Consider the following 17,583-nt stretch of genomic DNA (forward strand, 5'->3'; position numbering starts at 1 on the left):
CGTGACCGATTTGGGAGTCATCTTGTCGGAATGGCTCGTCTTGGCCCTCGCGATGGCGGCGGCCTGCGCCGTGGTGCTGTCCATCGCCTTCTTCAACCAACGGCGGATCGGAGACGACGACGATCCCAGCGAGACCCCCGACGTCATCGAGTACATGACGATGATGATCGGCGTGATCTACGCGATCGTGCTGGGCCTGGCGATCGCCGGCGTCTGGGAGGGCCGAGGGGCCGCCCAGGAGTACGTGCGCCAGGAGGCGCAGGCCCTGCACGAGATCAGCGTCCGCTCCGAGGTCTACCCGGCCGACGTGCGCAAGAAGATCCGCTCCGACGTCGACGCGTACGTGACGTACGTGGTGGACACCGAGTGGAAGGAGATGGCCGACCACGGCGATCTCACCGACCGCAGCGGTGAGCTGCTGGAACGTATCCGCCGTGACGTCACGGACTACGAACCGCAGACCGATCACGAGGGGCAGGCCTACCAGCCGCTGGTGGACCAGGTCGCGATCGTGGACGACGCGCGCAACGCCCGTGGCCAGAGCGCCGGGGCGACGATGCCGGGAGTGGTGTGGTTCGGGCTGATCGCCGGGGCGCTGGTCACGGTCGGCCTGGTCTTCACCCTGCAGATCCGCCGCTCGTTCCGGGAACTGCTGCTGGCGGGCCTGTTCAGTGCGCTGATCGCCTTCCTGCTGTTCCTGATCTGGGACTTCGACGCACCGTTCGGACGCGGTGTCGCGGCGACCGCCGAGCCCTTCCTCGCACAGTTCCCGCATCTGCCGCTCGGCGACTGAGGCGCGGGGCGGGGGGCCGGGGGCCGGGCGACCACGGGGCCGGGAGCCGGGCGACCACGGGGGCCCGGAACCGGGCGGACCGCCGCGCCCGCAAACCGGGGGCGGGCCCACCGTCCCCGGTTCGGCCTACGCCCGTGCCCCATTCGCCCGTTCCTGATCGCGGGTCACCGCACCCGGACCTAGCGTGTCGGACATCGAGGCGCACGACCCCCCACGTGCGGAAACCGTTCCGCGGCTGCTCCTCGGGGATCCGGAGATCAACCATGGGTGCGATACGCAGCAACGCCACAGCCCTGCTGAGCGCCGGCGCCACGTGCGCCGTACTCGCGCTCGGCGCCCTCGGCGCGCCCTCCGCGACCGCGGCCGAGCCCATCACGCCTTTCGCCGTCGCGATCACTCCGTCGCAGGTCGCTCCGGGCGGCCAGGCGGTGGTCTCCGTCCCCGGCTGCAACGTCGCCGAAGCCACCGTCTCATCCGGGGTCTTCGACACGGTCGTCATCGAGCGCGGGAAGACCGCCCGAATCACCGTGGACAGCGATGCCCGGCGCGGAGCCGTCTACTCCGTCACCTTCACCTGCAACGGGGTGAACCGTTCGGCGGACCTCACCATCACCGGCGGCACCACCAAGCCCACCACCAGCTCCACCTCCACGTCGACGGCCACCGCGGCGGCCTCCCAGGGCGCCTCCCTCGGCGTACGCGGCGGTCTGGGCGGCAGCGTGGCCGGAATGGATCCCCGGGAGCTCGGCGCGGGCGCCGCGCTCTTCCTGGCGGCCGCCGGCGGTACGGCGTACGTCCTGCGCCGCCGCGCCGCCGCCCGCGGCCACTGACCGGCTGCGCCGGTCACGTACGGCAGCGCGCGCCGCACGCTCACACCTCACACCTCACGCTGCACGCCCCGGAGCACCGACCGCCGGTCGCCCCGAGTCCCGGCGAGGAATCGGGGCGACCGGCGGTTCCCGGGCCACTGCTGACCGCGAAGGGCTCGGCCAGGGTTCGGCCGGGCAGGCCCGGCCGTCAGGCCCGCCCGCGCAGCGGACGGCGGCGCATCACGTGCACGCCCGCGCCCAGGGCCGCGGCGCCGACCAGGCTGGACCCGATGACGGTCTCGGCGGTGGACGGGCCGAACGAGCCGCCGATTCCGCCGTGTGCGCCGTTGGCCTGATTGATCGTGAACCGGTGCGTGGCGACCAGGCTGTTGTCGTGGCACTTGACGGACAGCGTGTGGTTGCCCGGCGAGGCGTGGTTGAAGATCCGGACGGTGGCGAACCCGATGGAGCCGGCCGACAGGTTCGTCTGGGGAAAGTTGCCGGGCGACCAGACCGTGCCGCCGTGACGGCAGCCGGCCGCGCTGACCTGCATCGTCGAGCCCTGGTGCACCTTGTACGGGTTGACGGTGACATTGCTCGGCCCGTTGCCGTTGTTGCCGCCGTTGCCGTTGTTGCCGTTGTTGCCGCCTTGGCCCGACGGCAGTCCTCCCGACGGGGATCCGCCGAACGGGGCCCCGCCCAACGGGTCCGACGGGTTCGCGGTGGCGAACGGGGTACTGAGCCCGACGGCGACGACGGCCGCCGCGGCCACGGTGAGGGCGCGGAGAACACGCATGGTGGAACCTCCAGCGGGAAGCGCCCCGGAGCGGTCGCCCGGGAAGATCGACGAGAACGCCTCCCACGTCGAACCCTCGGGGCGGCTCGCAACCAGCGCATTTCCGGCTTTGGGCCGCAAGGTTGAGCGACACGCCGAGACGCGCGCGGCTCAGCTGACGGATCCGCAGGTCACGACCCGTCAGGCATTTATGTGACGAATACCTGGATGGGCGCACCCCTTCCGGCCGTGCCGCCACCCGTTCGCCCTTCAGCGATCGCCGTCTTGCGCACGCAGCCTTAGCGTGCGTGAGGAAGGGCGTACAGGGGTGGGACAGGAACGCGGGTCGGGACCCCCGCGTCGGGAAGGGAGAGCCATGACCGAGGACGAGAGCGAGCAGCCACCGAGAAGACGATCCCCCTGGGGCGTGCTCGCACTGGTCATGCTCAGCGGCCTCGCCATGATGCGCAACGGAGCGGACATCGGCGACGGGCCTCCGCAGCCGACCGCGGCCGCGGCGGTAGGGGTGCCGGCCCGGCAGCTGCCGCCGGATCCGCCCGCGCAGGGTGAGCAGCCGATGCAGCAGCAGGGCGATGCGCGGCCGGAGGTGGCGCCGCTGGGGCACTCGTCGGTCCAGCGCATCCGCATCCCCAACATCAAGGTGGACGCGCCGGTGATGACCGTCGGGCTGGACGCGCAGGGCTGGATCGAGGCCCCGCCCCCGCAGGACCCGAACCTGGCCGGCTGGTACCTCAACGGCATCGCGCCGGGCCAGCGCGGCTCGGCGGTGATCGTCGGCCACGTCGACAACGAACGCGGCCCGGCGGTCTTCTACGGCCTGGGCTCGCTGCAGAAGGGCAACCACATCGAGGTGGAGCGGTACGACGGCACCACGGCGGTGTTCGAGGTGTACGGGGTGGAGGTCTTCTCGAAGGAGACGTTCCCCGGAGCCCGGGTGTACGGGGACAACGGGCACGCGGAGCTGCGGGTGATCACCTGCGGCGGGGGCTACTCCAAGGCCAAGGGGTACGACGGCAACGTCGTCGTCTTCGCCCGGATGGTGCAGGCGCGCTGAGCGGCGGCGGACCGCCGCCGCACCGCGCGAACGCGCACCCGCACGCACACCGCCGCGCACGCGCCGCCGCCCCGCCGAGGAGGACCTTCCTCAGCGGGGCGGCAGCTTCGGCAGCGTCATCCGGTAGCCCCGCGCCAGGAGCTGGGGCAGGTACGTGCTCACCGCCCGCACGCTCTGCGAGCGGTCCCCGCCCGCGTCGTGGTTCAGCACGATCACTCCGGGCGCCGCGCCCTTGAGGACGTTCGAGACGATCGTGGTGGTGCCCGGCTCCTTCCAGTCCAGGGTGTCCACCGTCCAGGCCAGCGGCTCCATGCCCAGCTCGGCCCCGATCTCGAACGCCGCCCGGTTCCACGCCCCGTACGGCGCCCGGAACCACTGCGGCGCCTCGCCCACCGCCTGCTGTACGACCTCGCTCGTCCGGGCGATCTCGGAGGCGAGGGCGGGCCGGCTCAGCGTGGGGATGAGCGGATGGGTCCAGGTGTGATTGCCGATGAGGTGGCCCTCGGCGGCCATCCGGCGCAGCAGGTCCCGGTTGTCGGTGGCCATCTCCCCGCAGACGAAGAACATGGCGCGGACCCCGTACCGGGCGAGGGTGTCCAGGATGGCGGGCGTGTAGCGCGGGTCGGGTCCGTCGTCGAAGGTGAGCACCATGGCGCTCGCCGTGCTCGCGTCGGGGGGCAGTTCGAGGATGGGCCGGGTCCGTACCGCCGGCCGCGCGGCGGGCGGCCGCAGCGGGGCCTCGGCGGTCATGGGGCTCAGCCGGTACGCGGCCTGCCCGGGCGCCTGCGGGCGCAGGGCGCGGACTCCGCCCGGTCCGGCGGCTCCGCCGGGCCCCGGGCCGCCGCCCGCCGCGCCGCCGAGGCCCGCACCGGGTGCGCCGCCCGCCGCGCTCTGGCCGGGCGCGCCGGTCTCGCCGCCGGTGAGCAGCCCGGAGGCGGCGGCGACTCCGAGGAAGACGGCGGTGCGCAGGAGCACGCGTCGCCCTACTGTCGGCTCGTCATTTTTCATTATTACTACGTATCAACGACATCCCCGCAGATGTCGAGAGGCGCGTACGCGCGCGCTGCCCCTCACCCGTTCAGCCGCGCCGCACCAGCGGGAACGGCAGCGTCTCGCGGATCGTGAGGCCGGTGAGGAACATGACCAGCCGGTCGACGCCGATGCCCAGGCCGCCGGTCGGCGGCATCGCGTACTCCAGGGCGTCCAGGAAGTCGTTGTCGAGCTCCATCGCCTCCGGGTCCCCGCCCGCCGCGAGCAGCGACTGGGCGGTGAGCCGGCGCCGCTGCTCCACCGGGTCGGTCAGCTCCGAGTACGCGGTGCCCAGTTCGGTTCCGAAGGCGACCAGGTCCCAGCGTTCGGCCAGGCGCGGGTCCCGCCGGTGCTGCCGGGTCAGCGGGGAGACGTCCGTGGGGAAGTCCTTGTAGAAGGTGGGCAGCTTGGTCCTCTCCTCCACCAGCCGCTCGTACATCTCCAGGACGACGTCGCCGCGGGTGTCCTCGGGCTTGTGGGGGACGCCCGCCCGGTCGCAGAGGCGGCGCAGCACGTGCTCCTCGGTGTCGGCGTCGACCTCCTCCCCGAGTGCCTCGCCGATGGCCCCGTACATCGTCTTGACCGGCCAGAGCCCGGAGATGTCGTGGACGGCCAGCTTGCCGTCCGGGCCCGCCTTGTGGGCGACGGGCGAGCCGAAGGCGGCGGTCGCGGCGCCCTGGATCAGCTCGCGCGTGAGGTCGAGCATCACGTCGTAGTCGGCGAAGGCCTGGTAGGCCTCCAGCATCGTGAACTCGGGGTTGTGCTTGTAGGAGACGCCCTCGTTGCGGAAGGTGCGGCCCATCTCGAAGACCTTCTCCAGGCCGCCGACGCACAGCCGTTTCAGGTACAGCTCGGGCGCGATCCGCAGGTACAGGTCGAGGTCGTAGGCGTTGATGTGGGTCCGGAAGGGCCTCGCGTTCGCCCCGCCGTGGATCTGCTGGAGCATCGGGGTCTCGACCTCCAGGTATCCCCGGTCCAGCAGCCCCTGGCGCAGTGCCTGGACGGCGGCGGAGCGGGCCCGTACGACGTCCCGCGCCTCGGGGCTCGCGACCAGGTCCAGGTAGCGGCGCCGCACGCGCGCCTCCGGGTCGGCGAGACCCTTGCGCTTGTCCGGCAGCGGGCGCAGGCATTTGCCGGTGAGCTGCCAGGAGGAGACCACGAGGGAGGGCTCGCCGCTGCGGCTGGCGCCGATCTCGCCGCTCGCGACCACGTGGTCGCCGAAGTCGACCTGGGAGGTGAAGGAGTCCAGTACGGCGGCGCCGCTCTCGTCGCGGGTGAGCATCAGCTGCACGTCCCCGGACCAGTCGCGCAGGACGGCGAAGACCACGCCGCCGAGGTCGCGTACGAGCATCACCCGGCCGGCGAGCGTGGCCCGTTCCCCGGAGCGGGTGCCGGGCGCGGGTGCGGGGTGCGCGGCCTTCAGCCCGGCCACGGTGTGGGTCCGCCTGCTGATGACGACCGGGTACGGGTCGATGCCGGCGGCCCGGATCCGCTCCATCTTGTCGTGGCGGACGCGGACCTGTTCCGGCAGCCGCTCGGCCCGCGACGCGGTCTCGGCCTCCGCCCCCACGAGGCCGAGGGCGAGGGAGTCGATGGAGGGCAGCCCCTCGGTGCTGGCGGGAGCGGTGAGCCCCTTGGCGTGCGCGTTGCCCCACAGTTTGCGCAGGCTGGGTACGGAGACGAAGCCCTCGGCGATGCCGGAGGCGAGGCTGACCCGGGCGAGCGAGCCGGCGTCCTGGTAGCAGAGGAACCGCGGGTACCACTCGGGCCCGTACTTGACGTTCGAGCGGTACAGGGCCTCCAGCTGCCACCAGCGGGAGAAGAACAGCAGCAGCTTGCGCCACAGCTTGAGCACCGGCCCGGCGCCGATCCGGCCGCCCTCCTCGAAGGCGGAGCGGAAGACGGCGAAGTTCAGGGAGATCCGGCGTACGCCGAGGCCCGGTGCCGCGGCGCACAGCTCGGCGACCATGAACTCCATGACCCCGTTGGGCGCGTTGCGGTCGCGGCGCATCAGGTCCAGGGAGATGCCGTCCTTGCCCCAGGGGACGAAGGACAGCAGGGCGATCAGCTCGCCCTGGGCGTCGAAGGCCTCGACGAGCAGGCAGTCCCCGTCGGCGGGGTCGCCGAGCCGGTCCAGCGCCATGGAGAACCCGCGCTCGGTCTCCGTGTCGCGCCAGGTGTCGGCGCGCTCGATGATCCGCTGCATCTCCTCCTCGCTGAGGGCGGAGTGGCGGCGGATGAGGGTGGTGGCACCGGTGCGCTTGACGCGGTTGACGGCCTGGCGCGTGACGCGCATGTCGCGGCCGTCGAGGTCGAAGTGGGCGACCTGCAGGATCGCCTCGTCGCCGAGCTGGAGGGCGCCGAGGCCGGAGCGGGCGTACGCGGTCGCCCCCTGTTCGGAGGCGCCCATGACGGCGGGCTGCCAGCCGTGGCGGCGGGCGACGGTCAGCCAGGCGTCGACGGCGGCGCTCCAGGCGGCGGGATCGCCGACCGGGTCGCCGCTGGCGAGGCAGACGCCGGCCTCGACGCGGTAGGTGACGCCGGCCCTGCCGTTCGGGGCGAAGACGACGGCCTTGTCGCGGCGGGTGGCGAAGTAGCCGAGGGAGTCGCCCCGGCCGTAGGCGCCGAGCAGGGCGCGGATGCGGGGCTCCTCGTCCCCGTGCAGGGCGGCGGTCAGGCGCTGCGAGCGGAACAGGGTGGAGGCGGCGTTCAGCAGGGCGAGGGCGCCGAAGAGGCCGAGGAAGAAGTACAGCGGGCGGGGCGGCTGGCCGTCGAACTGGCGGGGAGAGACGAGGCCGCCGAAGACCTGCCGGGCCGCCCAGTCCAGCCACTGCCCCTTGGGCAGGGTGCCGGGGAACAGTGCGACCAGCCCCCAGCCGACGAGTACGGCGACGAGCAGCCCGAGGCCCAGGACGAGCATCGCCCGCCAGAAGGCGCCGGGCCGGGAGGCGGCGTAGAACTCCTTGCGGGCGGCGATCAGGACGACGAGGGCGGCGACGGAGAGGGCCATCGAAGGCCCGCCGATCCAGTAGTACTCGTCGGCGATGATCAGGACGTCGACCAGGATGAGCAGGGCCAGATAGGTGACGACGATCCACCAGGCGACCTTCTTGCGGGTGCCCAGCGCGGCGGCGAGCAGGAAGAGGAAGACGGCGTAGGCGAGGTTGGCGCTGACCGGCACCACGATCGCGTCGAGGAAGCGCACGACGTGCCGCAGCAGGTGCCGCAGTGTCGGGGAGAGGGCCAGTACGGCGCACAGCAGTCCGAGCGTTCCGAAGAACGCGGCGAACGCGTCGGGCACCCGGTTCAGGAAGCGGTTCCGGGTGCCCCGGGTCTCCTCCACGGTGGCACTCATGGTTCGCACTGTAGGGAGGCCCGCGCCTCGGCGCGCGGCGAAGCGCAGGGGCCCCGCCGTGAACCCGGGGGACACGGCCTAACCTCGATGACGTGACTGAGCACGTGAACACGGGATTCGAACGCGGTACGGACGGCCCGAAGGTGATCCTCGCCGGGGTGGACGGGTCGGAGAGCTCGCTGCGGGCGGCGGCGTACGCGGCGGGGCTGGCCCGGCGCCAGCACGCGCTGCTGGCGCTGGTGTACGTCCAGCCGGTGATGCCGGCCGGGGCCTCGATGGGCGCGCCGGTGGCCGACACCACCGGGGAGATCGCCGAGGGGCTGGTGGCCGAGATCCGGGAGGCGGCGGAGCGGGTCAAGGGCGTCTACGACGTGCGCTGGCAGTTCCACACCTTCCGCGGGGACCCGTACGCGGGGCTGGTGAGCGCGGCGGACGAGCTGAAGGCGGACGCGGTGGTGGTCGGCGCCTCGGAGCAGGCCGGGCACCGGATCGTCGGCTCGGTGGCGGTGCGCCTGGTCAAGGCGGGCCGCTGGCCGGTCACGGTGGTTCCGTGACCGGCGTTCCCCGACGGCGAGGGCGGGCTACCGCGCCATCGTCAGGCCGTCCTTGGCCGCGCCGCGGCCGAGGACGGCCTCGCTGACGGCGTCCTGCGCGCTCTCGTACGCCTCGTCGCCCGGGTCCTCGGCCAGGGCGGCGGGCAGGTTGACCACCTTTCCGGCGGACAGGTCCATCATCTGCGGGACGAACTCGGCCTTGGTGACCTGCCAGCGCTGTCCCTCGGCGGCCGGCGGGGCGAAGGTGAAGCGGCCGATCGAGCCGTAGTTGCCGCGCATGTCCCGGGCGCCGGAGTGGTTGAACATCTCGCCGGCGACCTGGTCGCCCATGCCGTAGACGATCCAGGTGCCGTTGACCTTCTCGTAGGCCTGCGGGATGTGCGCGTGGGTGCCCAGGATCATGTCGATGTCGGGGCGCCCGCCGGTCTGCGAGGCCGTCAGCTCCTTGCCGAGCGAGAGCTGCTTCTCGTCCGGCTCGGTCTGCCATTCGGTGCCCCAGTGCACGCTGACCAGGACCACGTCCGCGCCCGCCTTGCGGGCGGCCCGCGCATCCGCGATGATCTTGTCCTTCTCCATCAGGTTGACGGCCCACGGCTGGCCTTCCGGCATCGGGTAGCCGTTCGTGTCGTAGGTGTACGCGAGGTGCGCGACCTTCGCGGAGCCCGCCGTGTACATGGTCGGCGTGGCCGCCTCGGCCGCCGTACGGGCCGAGCCCGCGTGCTTCAGCCCGGCCGCGTCGAACTTGTCGAGGGTGCGCTTCAGCCCCTCCGACCCGGCGTCCAGGGTGTGGTTCGAGGCCGTGGAGCAGCCGTCGTACCCGGCGTCCTTGAGGCCGTCCGCCACTTCCGGCGGAGACTGGAAGGCCGGGTAGCCGGTGAACGGGCCGCCGTCCTCCCCGTACACGGTCTCCATGTGGCACAGGGCCAGGTCGGCGGCCGAGACCACCGGCTTGACCAGGGAGAACATCGGCCTGAAGTCATGGCCGTCGCCGTCCGCGTCCGCCGCCGCCCGCTTGATGACCGAGTCGTGCGGCAGCACGTCGCCGGAGGCGACCAGGGTGAAGCCCTTGGCGGCGCCGGCGGGGGCCGAGTGGGCCCCGGAGCCGGTGGACGGCGAGGGGGCTCGGGGGTTGCCGAGGCGGGCGGGTGCGGGGTCCTTGCCGGAGGAGCAGCCTGCGGCGGCCGCGGCCAGCAGGACCGCCGACAGGAGCGCGAGGGCCTGCCGGGTGCGCTTGGTCATCTGAGCCAGCTCTCATTAGTAGGACTATCTGACCATCTGTAATCCATGGAGGGGGACGTCACCAGTCGGCCGTCGGCTCCACTCGGCCGCCGGCTCCACCGCGCCCTCGCGGCGCCGCCCCCACCCGGCGGCCGTTCGCCGAGCCGTTCGACCGTTCACCGCCGGGCGCGGCCGCCCACCGGACGACCCGGGCGCTTGGGCGCAACAGCGGGACCGGACGGTTCCCGGGGCGCTCCGTGCAGGTGAGGGTGGGTGCGTCGGAGCCGAACGGACCCAGGAAGGAGCCACCCGTGCCCCTCTCCCCCAGCCTCCTGCGCACGGACCCCGAGGCGCTGGCCGAACTCCAGCGCGACCACGGGCGGGCCCTGTTCGGCTTCCTGCTCGGGCTCACGGCCGGGGACTCCCAGCGCGCCGAGGACCTCGTGCAGGAGACGCTGGTGCGTGCGTGGCAGCACCCCGAGGTCTTGGAGAGCGCTCACGACTCCATGCGGCCCTGGCTGTTCACGGTGGCCCGGCGCCTCGCGATCGACGCCCGCCGGGCGCGGCTGTCCCGGCCGCAGGAGGTGGACCCGGAGGGGCTGGAGCAGGCACCGGCGCCCGAGGACGCGGTGGCCGGCTCGGTCACGGCGATCGACGTCCGCCGGGCCGTGGGCTCGCTCGGGCCGGAGCACCGCGAGGTGCTGATGCAGGTCTACTTCCAGGACCGCTCGGTGGCCGAAGCGGCGGCGGAGCTCGGAATTCCGGCCGGAACGGTCAAGTCCCGTACGTACTACGCCCTGCGCGCCCTGAAGAAGGGGCTCCAGGGATACGGGTACGGCCTCGGCGCCTGAACGAACCGAATGCACGCGGATCGGACACAAAACGCATCGAAATCGGCCTCAGAGCGTTCAAGTTGGGTAAACATCCCCCGTTCCGCGAGTCGCTCGGTGAAGGCTCATGGCTGACGACGGGAAGCTCGACGCGCGGGAGAAGGTGGAACGGTGCAGCCCGAGGGTACGAACGGCACCAGTGACGGCGGGCTCGCGGTGCCCATGGCATGGCTCTACGCGGAGTACATCGCCGACGAACTGCTGCGCACCGGCCGGCTGATCCCGGTCAGTACCCTGGAGTTCCGCGCCGGGCGGGACACGCTCGCGCTGACGATCTACCTCTCCGACGCGGCCGGCGAGCTCTCCGGGATCCGGGTGGTCTCGCAGCTCGACGAATGGATGTCGCTGACGGCGTACGGGCACCCTTGGCGCGACTGGGTGGACACCCGGTTCCTCGCGCTGGGCGAGGAGGCCAGGGAGCGCGGGAGTAGCGAGGACCCGGACCTGGAACTGGCCCGGGCCGCCTGGCGCTGGCTGGACCGCACCGAACTCTTCGCCACCAACCTGGACCCGGGGCGGCACGGCCACGACGACGCCCCGGCGGGGCTGGACGAGAACGCGCGGGTGTGGACGCCGGCCTGGCAGCTCGGCCTGCCGCTGGGCCACTTGGCGATGCACCTGTTCTGACGGGACCGCGGGAAGGCTCAGCCGGGCACGTGGTGGGTGCCCGGCGCCTCGGCCGGATCCATCACCAGGCCCGTGAAATCGGCCTCGTTGGCCTCGGCCCGGGTGACGTACCACCGGGCGATCAGCCACATCACCGGGTACGCGACCAGGCCGAGGGACACCCAGACCAGCGGTCCCGACGCCGAGCGCTCCAGCGCGAACAGCACCGGCAGCGTCCCGGCGAGCAGCGCGAGGACGCCGAGCGCGCCCAGTCCCGCCCTGAGCTGGCTGCGCATCAGGGCCCGGACGTAGGTGGCACCCAGGGTGGTCTGCTCGGAGATCTCCGAGCGGGCCGGGGTGTGCGCGGGCGGGCGGCGCCGCGCGGCGCGGGGCACCCCCGTGACGATCTCGCGCCGGGGCGGCGACGGCGACTGCTGCGCGTGCGGCGGGTGCGGGTCGGCCATGGGGCCGGAGTCTACGCAGGCGCCGGTCATTTGAGGAGGCGGGAGAGCCTGCGGTCGGCGAGCGGCTTGCCGCCCGTCTGGCAGGTGGGGCAGTACTGGAGCGAGGAGTCGGCGAACGACACCGAACGGACGGTGTCCCCGCACACCGGGCACGGCTCCCCGTCCCGGCCGTGCACCCGCAGCCCGCTCTTCTTCTCGGCCTTGAGGTTCCCGGCGGCCACGCCGTGCGCGCGCTCGACGGCCTCGCCCAGGGTCCGCCGGACGGCCTCGTACAGGTGGGTGACCTGCTCCTCGTCGAAGGAAGCGGCCAGTTTGAAGGGGGAGACCTTCGCCGCGTGCAGGATCTCGTCGCTGTACGCGTTGCCGATGCCCGCGATGACGCCCTGGTCGCGCAGCACGCCCTTGATCTGCCGCCGCTCCCCCGCGAGGAGCGCGGCGAACGCGTCCCGGTCGAACGCGTCGGCGAGCGGGTCGGGGCCGAGGCGGGCGATGCCGGGCACCTCCCGGGGGTCGCGCACGACGTACACGGCGAGGCGTTTTTGCGTACCGGCCTCGGTGAGGTCGAAGCCGCCGCCGCCTTCCAGGGCGACGCGCAGGGCCAGCGGCCCCTTGCCCGGGCGCGGCGGCCTGTCGGGCAGGGCCTCCTGCCAGCGGAGCCAGCCGGCCCGGGCCAGATGGGTGACGAGGTGGAGCTCTCCGATCCGGATCGCCAGGAACTTCCCGTGGCGGGCGGTGGCCCCGGCCGGCTGCCCTTCGAGGGCGCTCGGCGGCGGGTCGTACGTCTTGAGCACGCTGACGGCGAGCGGGAGGACGCGCTCCACCACCCGCCCGGCGAGGTGTTCGTCGAGGAACTCACGCAGGGCCTCGACCTCGGGCAACTCGGGCATACCCCCACCCTGCCCCCGGGCCCCCGCCCCGGCTACCCGGACGCGGGCTCAGGACATCACGAACTCGCACCAGACGCATTTGCCGCTGCCCCGGGGTTCGACTCCCCAGACGTCCGCCAGGCGGTCCACCAGCATCAGGCCGCGGCCCGAGACACCGGATTCGCCCGCTTCGCGGCGGCGCGGGAGGGCGCTGGAGCGGTCCTCGACCTCGACGCGCAGGCGCCGCTGCGGGCCCGCCAGGACCCGGAGGGTCACGATGGCCGGCCCTTCCGTGTGCATCAGGGCGTTCACGATGAGCTCGTCCGCGACGAGTTCGATCTCGTCGGCCCGCTCCCGCGCACCCCACGCCCGTACCGCCGCGCCGATCATGTGGCGGGCCGCGACCAGGGCTTCCGGGTCCCCGGGGGCCACGTGCTGCTGGAGGCGGCCGCCGCCCTGCGGGGCGTCCTCCGCCTGGCGGCGCAGCAGGAGCAGCGCCATGTCGTCGTCGCCGCCGCGCTCGTCGACCACCTCGCACAGCCGGTCGGCCAGCCGCGCGAGGTCCGTCGGCCCGCTCCGTACCAGCGAGGTGAGGAGCCGGATCCCGTCGTCGAGGTCCGCGCCGGGGTGTTCCACGAGCCCGTCCGTGCACAGGACGAGGGTTTCCCCCGGGTCCAGTTCCACGGTGGTCACCGGGTACTCCAGGCGGCCGAACTCCGCCGACAGGCTCAGCGGCATGCCGCCCTCCACCGGGAGGCGCAGGCAGTCCCCGTCCCGGGTGCGCACCAGCGGGTCGATGTGCCCGGCGCGGACCACTTGAAGGACGCCCGTCGTGAGGTCGGCCTCGACGTACGTGCAGGTCGCGAAGCGGTCGGTGTCCAGCTCGTGCAGGAAGACGGAGGCCCGGGCCATGACCGTGCCCGGCGCGTGCCCCTCGGCGGCGTACGCGCGCAGCACGATCCGCAGCTGTCCCATGACCGCGGCCGCGTGCGTGTCGTGGCCCTGGACGTCGCCGATGACGGCCCCGACCCGGCCGCCGGGCAGCGGGATGACGTCGTACCAGTCGCCGCCGATGTCCTGGCCCATCCGGGCGGACCGGTACCGTACGGCGATCTCCGCGCCCGGCACCGACGGGATCCGGCGCGGGAGCATCGCCTGCTGGAGGCCTTCCGCCAGGTCGTGCTCCTGCTCCAGCAGCATCGCCCGCTGGAGGCTCTGCGCGATGCTGCTGCCCAGTGCGATCAGCAGGTTCCGCTCGTCCTGCGTGAATCCGTCCTTGTCCTGGTAGAGCAGTCCGATCGCGCCGATCGGGCGGGCCTGGGCGATCAGCGGCAGGTAGGCGGCGGCCGAGATCTCCATGGACGAGATCTTCGACCAGAGGTCGGGATAGCCCTCGGCGAACTCCTCCGCGGAGTCGAGGAAGCGCGGTTGCAGCGAGCGCACGACCTCGCTCATCGGGTACTGCTCGTCGATCCGGGTGTAGCGGGTGCCGGGTACGAAACTGTCGGCCGGCCCTTCGGCCACGAGGTGGATCCGCCCGGCCTCGACCAGCCCCATCACCATGCCCATCGAGCCGAGCCGCTCCAGGCCGTGGGCGTCGCCGATGACGTCGATGACGTCCCGCACGGTCCGGGCGTGCGCGAGGGCTGCGGTGGTGCTCTCGACCACCGAGGTCTGACGGCGCCGTTCCTCGTCGAGACCGAGGCGCTCAGCCGAGTGGCTGAGCTCCTCGGTCGCGTCGCGGACGATGCCGATGATGCGGAACGGGCGACCGTCGGAGCCGCGCATGACCCGGCCCTGGGTGTGGGTCCAGCGCAGCTCCCCGTCCCGGGTGCGGATCCGGAAGTACGCGCCGTAACTGTCGTCGCCGCTCTTCAGGACGCTGGAGACGAGCGCGTCCAGCCGCGTCGCCTCGGCGGTCGGGACGCGCGGGGCGAGGGATTCGGGCCGGCCGTCGTAGTCCCCGGGCGTCATGTCGTACACCCCGAGGGCCGCTGCGTCCATGTGCAGGAGACCGGTCTCCAGGTCCCAGTCGAAACTGCCCATGCGGTTCAGCGAGAGCGACCGGTCCGGGTGTGCGGGCCAGTCGTCCGGCAGCGATACGGTGGTCGGCACCGATCCACCATGACACAGGGGTCCGTCAGGCGCTCCCCAAAGAGCGGGCGGGGTTCGCGAGCGGTTGTTGCCGGTCCGGGCCGCCGAAGGGGTCGTACGGCGCGTCCTGGCCGGACGGGGCGAAGGGGTCGTCGCCGCTGCCGAAGGGGTCGCCCTGGGTGAACGGGTCGCCCTGGGCGAAGGGGTCCCCCTGGGAGAACGGGTCCCCCTGGTCCTGCCGCCGCGGCATCGGGCCGTCGGCCTCCGGCGCGAGCCCCGGGCCCCCGAAGGCGTCCGCGGGTGCGTCGCCCTGCCGGTCCGGCGGTACGTCGGACCGCGGAGCGGCCGGGGGCTGCCCCGGGCGCTGCTTCTGCGGGGCCGCCGGCGAGGGCTGCGCGGGCCGGTCCGGCCGGGCCTGCTGGTCGGGCCCGGTCTGCTCGCTCCGGGCCGGTACGCAGTCGGTGGCCTCGGGGGCCGGGACCCCGCCGGGACCGGCCTGCGGCTTCGGCGGGGCCGGCGGGGCCGTCCTGGCCAGGCCGTTCGTCCCGGCGCCGGCGTCCGTCTCGGGCGGGGCGCACGGCTCGGGCGCGGCGGCCGCGGGCGGGGTCACGGGGCCGGTGGGGATGCCGTTGGCCGGGTCGAACGCGGGGACGGGCTGCGGGACGGCGTCCTGGGCGCCGTCGTCGCCGGTCTTGCGCTCCATCCAGGTGTTGTCGGCGATGTTGACGAGGACCAGGCTCTTGACCGGGTGCGGGGTCGGTTCGATGACGATGACCTGCTGGGCCTGGTAGCCGCTCCACTGGTCGCCCTTGAGCGCGGGGGAGCCCTTGGGGGCGCGCGGTGCCTGGAGCGGGTTTCCGCAGGCGCAGCGGACCCGGGGCATGCCGTGGTCGTCGACGAGGACGGCGGTGCCGGCCTGGAGGACGGACTGGAATGCCTCGCCCTTGCCGCCGCGGAAGCCGTGGTTGGTGACCCGGGTGTCGGCGCGGAGGACGACCGGGGTCAGCCCGCGCAGGAACTCGGGGAGCTTCGCCGTCTCGACGGAGACGGCCTCGGCGAAGGCCTTGGCCTTGGCGTCGTCCTCGGTGAGGGCGCGCAGCTGCTGTTCCACGTCGCAGCTGCCGAGCCGCTTGGTGCCGGCGTACAGGCCGGGGGTGGCCGCGCCGACGGTCCGGATGCCCTGGCCGGTCGGGTTGGGCAGCGGAGGCTGCGCGGGGGCGGACTCGCCGGTGGCCGAGGTGGCGGTGAAGGGGTCGGGACCTGCCGTCCCCACGGGCTGGAGCAGGACTTCCTGGCTCTCCGGGCCGGCCGCGCTCTGCGGCTCCTCGGGGGCGCCGCACGCCGCGGCGAGCAGACCGAGGAGCGTGAAGAGGGCGGCGCGGACCGGTGTATGACGGCGTGGAGCCTGACGAGGTGTCGGTACGTGCACGTGAATCTCCCTTTCGCCCCGGTTGCTCCCTCCTGTCTGCCGTATCCACGGGAGGGCCGCAACCGGAGCGGCGCGCACAGGCGGGGGTGGAACGGGGGTGGAGCGGGCGGGCGGAAGGGACCGGGTCTTGAACATGTTCAAGGAACCTCGTAAGGTCGCGACCGTGAGTTGAACGCGTTCAAAGCGTTCGGCCGCGCGCGGAGGGGAGCCCGCCATGACCGTACTGGTGCATCTGATCGTCACCCTGGGCATGCTCTACGTGATCCCCGCGGGCCTGCGCCTGATCGACCCGGCCGGGCTGCGCGGAACCGCCCGCGTCTGGCCGCTGTTCGCCGCCCCCGGAGCCCTGTGCCTCTGGCTGCCGCGCGGCGCGATCGCCACGGCACTCGCCGCGCTGTACGCCGCCGCCACCCTGGCGCTCGCGGGCCGTGCCCCGGCCCGGCTGCTGCGGACCCCGCGGTCGCCGACCGCCGGCGGCGGCCGCCTCGCTCCGGCCGAGATCGCCGTGCTCACCGCACTGCTCTCGCCGGCGGTCGCCGGGACCGCCCTGGTCGCCGAGCGCGCCGGGTACCGGCTGTTCGGCTTCGACCTGGACATCCTGGCGCTGACGGTGCCGCACTTCCACTTCGCCGGCTTCACCGCCGCCCTGGTCGCCGGGCTCGTCTGCCGGGCCACCGCGAAGACGCCCGGCGGTACGGCCCTGGGGCGCTGGGCCGCGTACAGCGTCCCCGGCGGGACCCTGCTGGTCCTGCTCGGCTACTTCGTGGACGACTGGGCGGAGCTGGTCGGCGCGGTGGTGCTGACCGGCGGGATGTGGGCGGTGGCCCTGCTGACCTGGCGGGAGATCCGGCCGGACGCCCGCGACCGCACCACCGGTGCGCTGCTGGCGACCTCGGCCGCGGTGCTGGTGGCCACCATGCTGCTCGCCCTGTGGTGGGCGCTCGGCGAGGCCACCGGCCTCGTACACCCCACTGTGACCTGGACGGCCGCGACCCACGGTCTCGGCAACGCCCTCGGCTTCGCCCTGTGCGCGCTGCTGGCCTGGCGCCGGCTGACCCTCGACCGAATGGAGACCACGCCGTGACCCGCCTCCTCAGCACCGGCAGCACCGGCCGTGACGCCGTCAACTACCCCGACCGGGGTGCGACGCGGCGGCGGCCGCTGCCCGCCGGGTACCACCACCTGCACCACCGCGCGCGCATCGGCACCGGTCAGGCCGCGTTCGAGGCCGCCGGAACCGCCGTCACCACCTTCGGCGCCCACCGGGCATCGGGCATGCTCGTCCGGGCCGGCCACGACGCGGTCCGCCCCGGGAGCCGGGTGGTGGTCGGGATCGGCTGGGGGCCGCTGCGGATCAGCGCCCCGTGCGAGGTGATCTGGACGGCGTACGAGCCCGCGCGCATCGGTTTCGCGTACGGCACGCTCGCCGGCCACCCGGAGTGCGGGGAGGAGTCCTTCATGGTGTTCCGGGACCCGGACGGCACGGTGTGGTTCGAGATGGCCGCCTTCAGCCGGCCGGCCGCCTGGTACACCCGGCTCGCGGGCCCCGTGATCCCCTTCCTCCAGCACTGCTACGCCCGATGGCTGGGCCGCACTCTGCGCAAGCTGGCCGCCGCTGCCTGATCC

The 17,583-nt window shown here is 73.3% G+C and carries 16 protein-coding genes; 8 read left to right on the forward strand and 8 right to left on the reverse strand.

From position 1 onward, the window contains the following. The first annotated feature begins 22 nt into the window (after positions 1 to 22). Positions 23 to 793, forward strand: coding sequence for a hypothetical protein (locus ACFYXV_RS07305; protein WP_383352657.1), 771 nt, complete (start codon positions 23 to 25; stop codon positions 791 to 793). A 263-nt stretch (positions 794 to 1,056) separates the two neighbouring features. Then, on the forward strand, positions 1,057 to 1,623 hold the full coding sequence (locus ACFYXV_RS07310; protein WP_389382260.1) for a hypothetical protein: 567 nt from the start codon (positions 1,057 to 1,059) through the stop codon (positions 1,621 to 1,623). Positions 1,624 to 1,810: 187 nt separating this feature from the next. On the opposite strand, the gene ACFYXV_RS07315 is transcribed toward ACFYXV_RS07310, so the two are convergent. After that, complete coding sequence (locus ACFYXV_RS07315) at positions 1,811 to 2,398, reverse strand: hypothetical protein (protein WP_385477455.1); 588 nt, start codon at positions 2,396 to 2,398, stop codon at positions 1,811 to 1,813. A 355-nt stretch (positions 2,399 to 2,753) separates the two neighbouring features. Between ACFYXV_RS07315 and ACFYXV_RS07320 the strand changes: the two genes are divergently transcribed. Beyond that, positions 2,754 to 3,452, forward strand: a complete 699-nt coding sequence (locus ACFYXV_RS07320) for a class F sortase (RefSeq protein WP_385477453.1) — start codon at positions 2,754 to 2,756, stop codon at positions 3,450 to 3,452. Positions 3,453 to 3,542: 90 nt separating this feature from the next. Here the strand turns inward: ACFYXV_RS07320 and ACFYXV_RS07325 are convergent, their stop codons facing one another. Both ACFYXV_RS07325 and lysX read right to left on the reverse strand, forming a co-directional pair. Further along, complete coding sequence (locus ACFYXV_RS07325; protein ID WP_385835672.1) at positions 3,543 to 4,460, reverse strand: polysaccharide deacetylase family protein; 918 nt, start codon at positions 4,458 to 4,460, stop codon at positions 3,543 to 3,545. A 70-nt stretch (positions 4,461 to 4,530) separates the two neighbouring features. Continuing rightward, positions 4,531 to 7,836 carry a bifunctional lysylphosphatidylglycerol synthetase/lysine--tRNA ligase LysX gene (lysX, locus tag ACFYXV_RS07330; RefSeq protein WP_385465508.1) on the reverse strand — a complete coding sequence of 1,102 codons (3,306 nt, stop codon included), beginning with the start codon at positions 7,834 to 7,836 and terminating at the stop codon, positions 4,531 to 4,533. Between the two features lie 92 nt (positions 7,837 to 7,928). Between lysX and ACFYXV_RS07335 the strand changes: the two genes are divergently transcribed. After that, complete coding sequence (locus ACFYXV_RS07335; RefSeq protein ID WP_383338699.1) at positions 7,929 to 8,390, forward strand: universal stress protein; 462 nt, start codon at positions 7,929 to 7,931, stop codon at positions 8,388 to 8,390. Positions 8,391 to 8,417: 27 nt separating this feature from the next. Here the strand turns inward: ACFYXV_RS07335 and ACFYXV_RS07340 are convergent, their stop codons facing one another. Further along, positions 8,418 to 9,629, reverse strand: coding sequence for a CapA family protein (locus ACFYXV_RS07340; protein ID WP_389382262.1), 1,212 nt, complete (start codon positions 9,627 to 9,629; stop codon positions 8,418 to 8,420). A 290-nt stretch (positions 9,630 to 9,919) separates the two neighbouring features. On the opposite strand from ACFYXV_RS07340, the gene ACFYXV_RS07345 reads away from it, so the two are divergent. Next, positions 9,920 to 10,459, forward strand: a complete 540-nt coding sequence (locus ACFYXV_RS07345; protein ID WP_383338695.1) for a sigma-70 family RNA polymerase sigma factor — start codon at positions 9,920 to 9,922, stop codon at positions 10,457 to 10,459. A gap of 201 nt (positions 10,460 to 10,660) precedes the next feature. Then, entirely contained in the window at positions 10,661 to 11,125 is a 465-nt protein-coding gene (locus ACFYXV_RS07350; RefSeq protein ID WP_389382464.1) for a hypothetical protein, read from the forward strand. A gap of 17 nt (positions 11,126 to 11,142) precedes the next feature. Here the strand turns inward: ACFYXV_RS07350 and ACFYXV_RS07355 are convergent, their stop codons facing one another. Genes ACFYXV_RS07355 through ACFYXV_RS07370 form a run of 4 tightly spaced genes read right to left on the reverse strand, consistent with a single transcriptional unit; the run spans position 11,143 to position 15,957 of the window. Beyond that, positions 11,143 to 11,568 (reverse strand): hypothetical protein, encoded by a 426-nt coding sequence (locus tag ACFYXV_RS07355; RefSeq protein ID WP_385465514.1) that lies wholly within the window; start codon positions 11,566 to 11,568, stop codon positions 11,143 to 11,145. Between the two features lie 26 nt (positions 11,569 to 11,594). Continuing rightward, positions 11,595 to 12,455 (reverse strand): Fpg/Nei family DNA glycosylase, encoded by an 861-nt coding sequence (locus ACFYXV_RS07360; protein WP_389382264.1) that lies wholly within the window; start codon positions 12,453 to 12,455, stop codon positions 11,595 to 11,597. A 48-nt stretch (positions 12,456 to 12,503) separates the two neighbouring features. Beyond that, the gene (locus ACFYXV_RS07365; protein WP_385465734.1) at positions 12,504 to 14,567 is read right to left on the reverse strand and encodes a SpoIIE family protein phosphatase; all 2,064 of its coding nucleotides are present in this window, start codon (positions 14,565 to 14,567) and stop codon (positions 12,504 to 12,506) included. Between the two features lie 7 nt (positions 14,568 to 14,574). Further along, positions 14,575 to 15,957, reverse strand: a complete 1,383-nt coding sequence (locus ACFYXV_RS07370) for a DUF6777 domain-containing protein (protein WP_389382265.1) — start codon at positions 15,955 to 15,957, stop codon at positions 14,575 to 14,577. A gap of 214 nt (positions 15,958 to 16,171) precedes the next feature. On the opposite strand from ACFYXV_RS07370, the gene ACFYXV_RS07375 reads away from it, so the two are divergent. Both ACFYXV_RS07375 and ACFYXV_RS07380 read left to right on the forward strand, forming a co-directional pair. Beyond that, the gene (locus ACFYXV_RS07375) at positions 16,172 to 17,041 is read left to right on the forward strand and encodes a YndJ family protein (protein ID WP_389382266.1); all 870 of its coding nucleotides are present in this window, start codon (positions 16,172 to 16,174) and stop codon (positions 17,039 to 17,041) included. Then, positions 17,038 to 17,580: a DUF1990 family protein gene (locus tag ACFYXV_RS07380; RefSeq protein WP_389382267.1), complete on the forward strand. Its 543-nt coding sequence runs from the start codon at positions 17,038 to 17,040 to the stop codon at positions 17,578 to 17,580. Before ACFYXV_RS07375 ends, ACFYXV_RS07380 begins: the two co-directional genes overlap by 4 nt. The last annotated feature ends 3 nt before the right edge of the window (positions 17,581 to 17,583 follow it).

The organism is Streptomyces sp. NPDC002181 (assembly GCF_042890485.1).
Classification (GTDB): Bacteria; Actinomycetota; Actinomycetes; order Streptomycetales; family Streptomycetaceae; genus Streptomyces.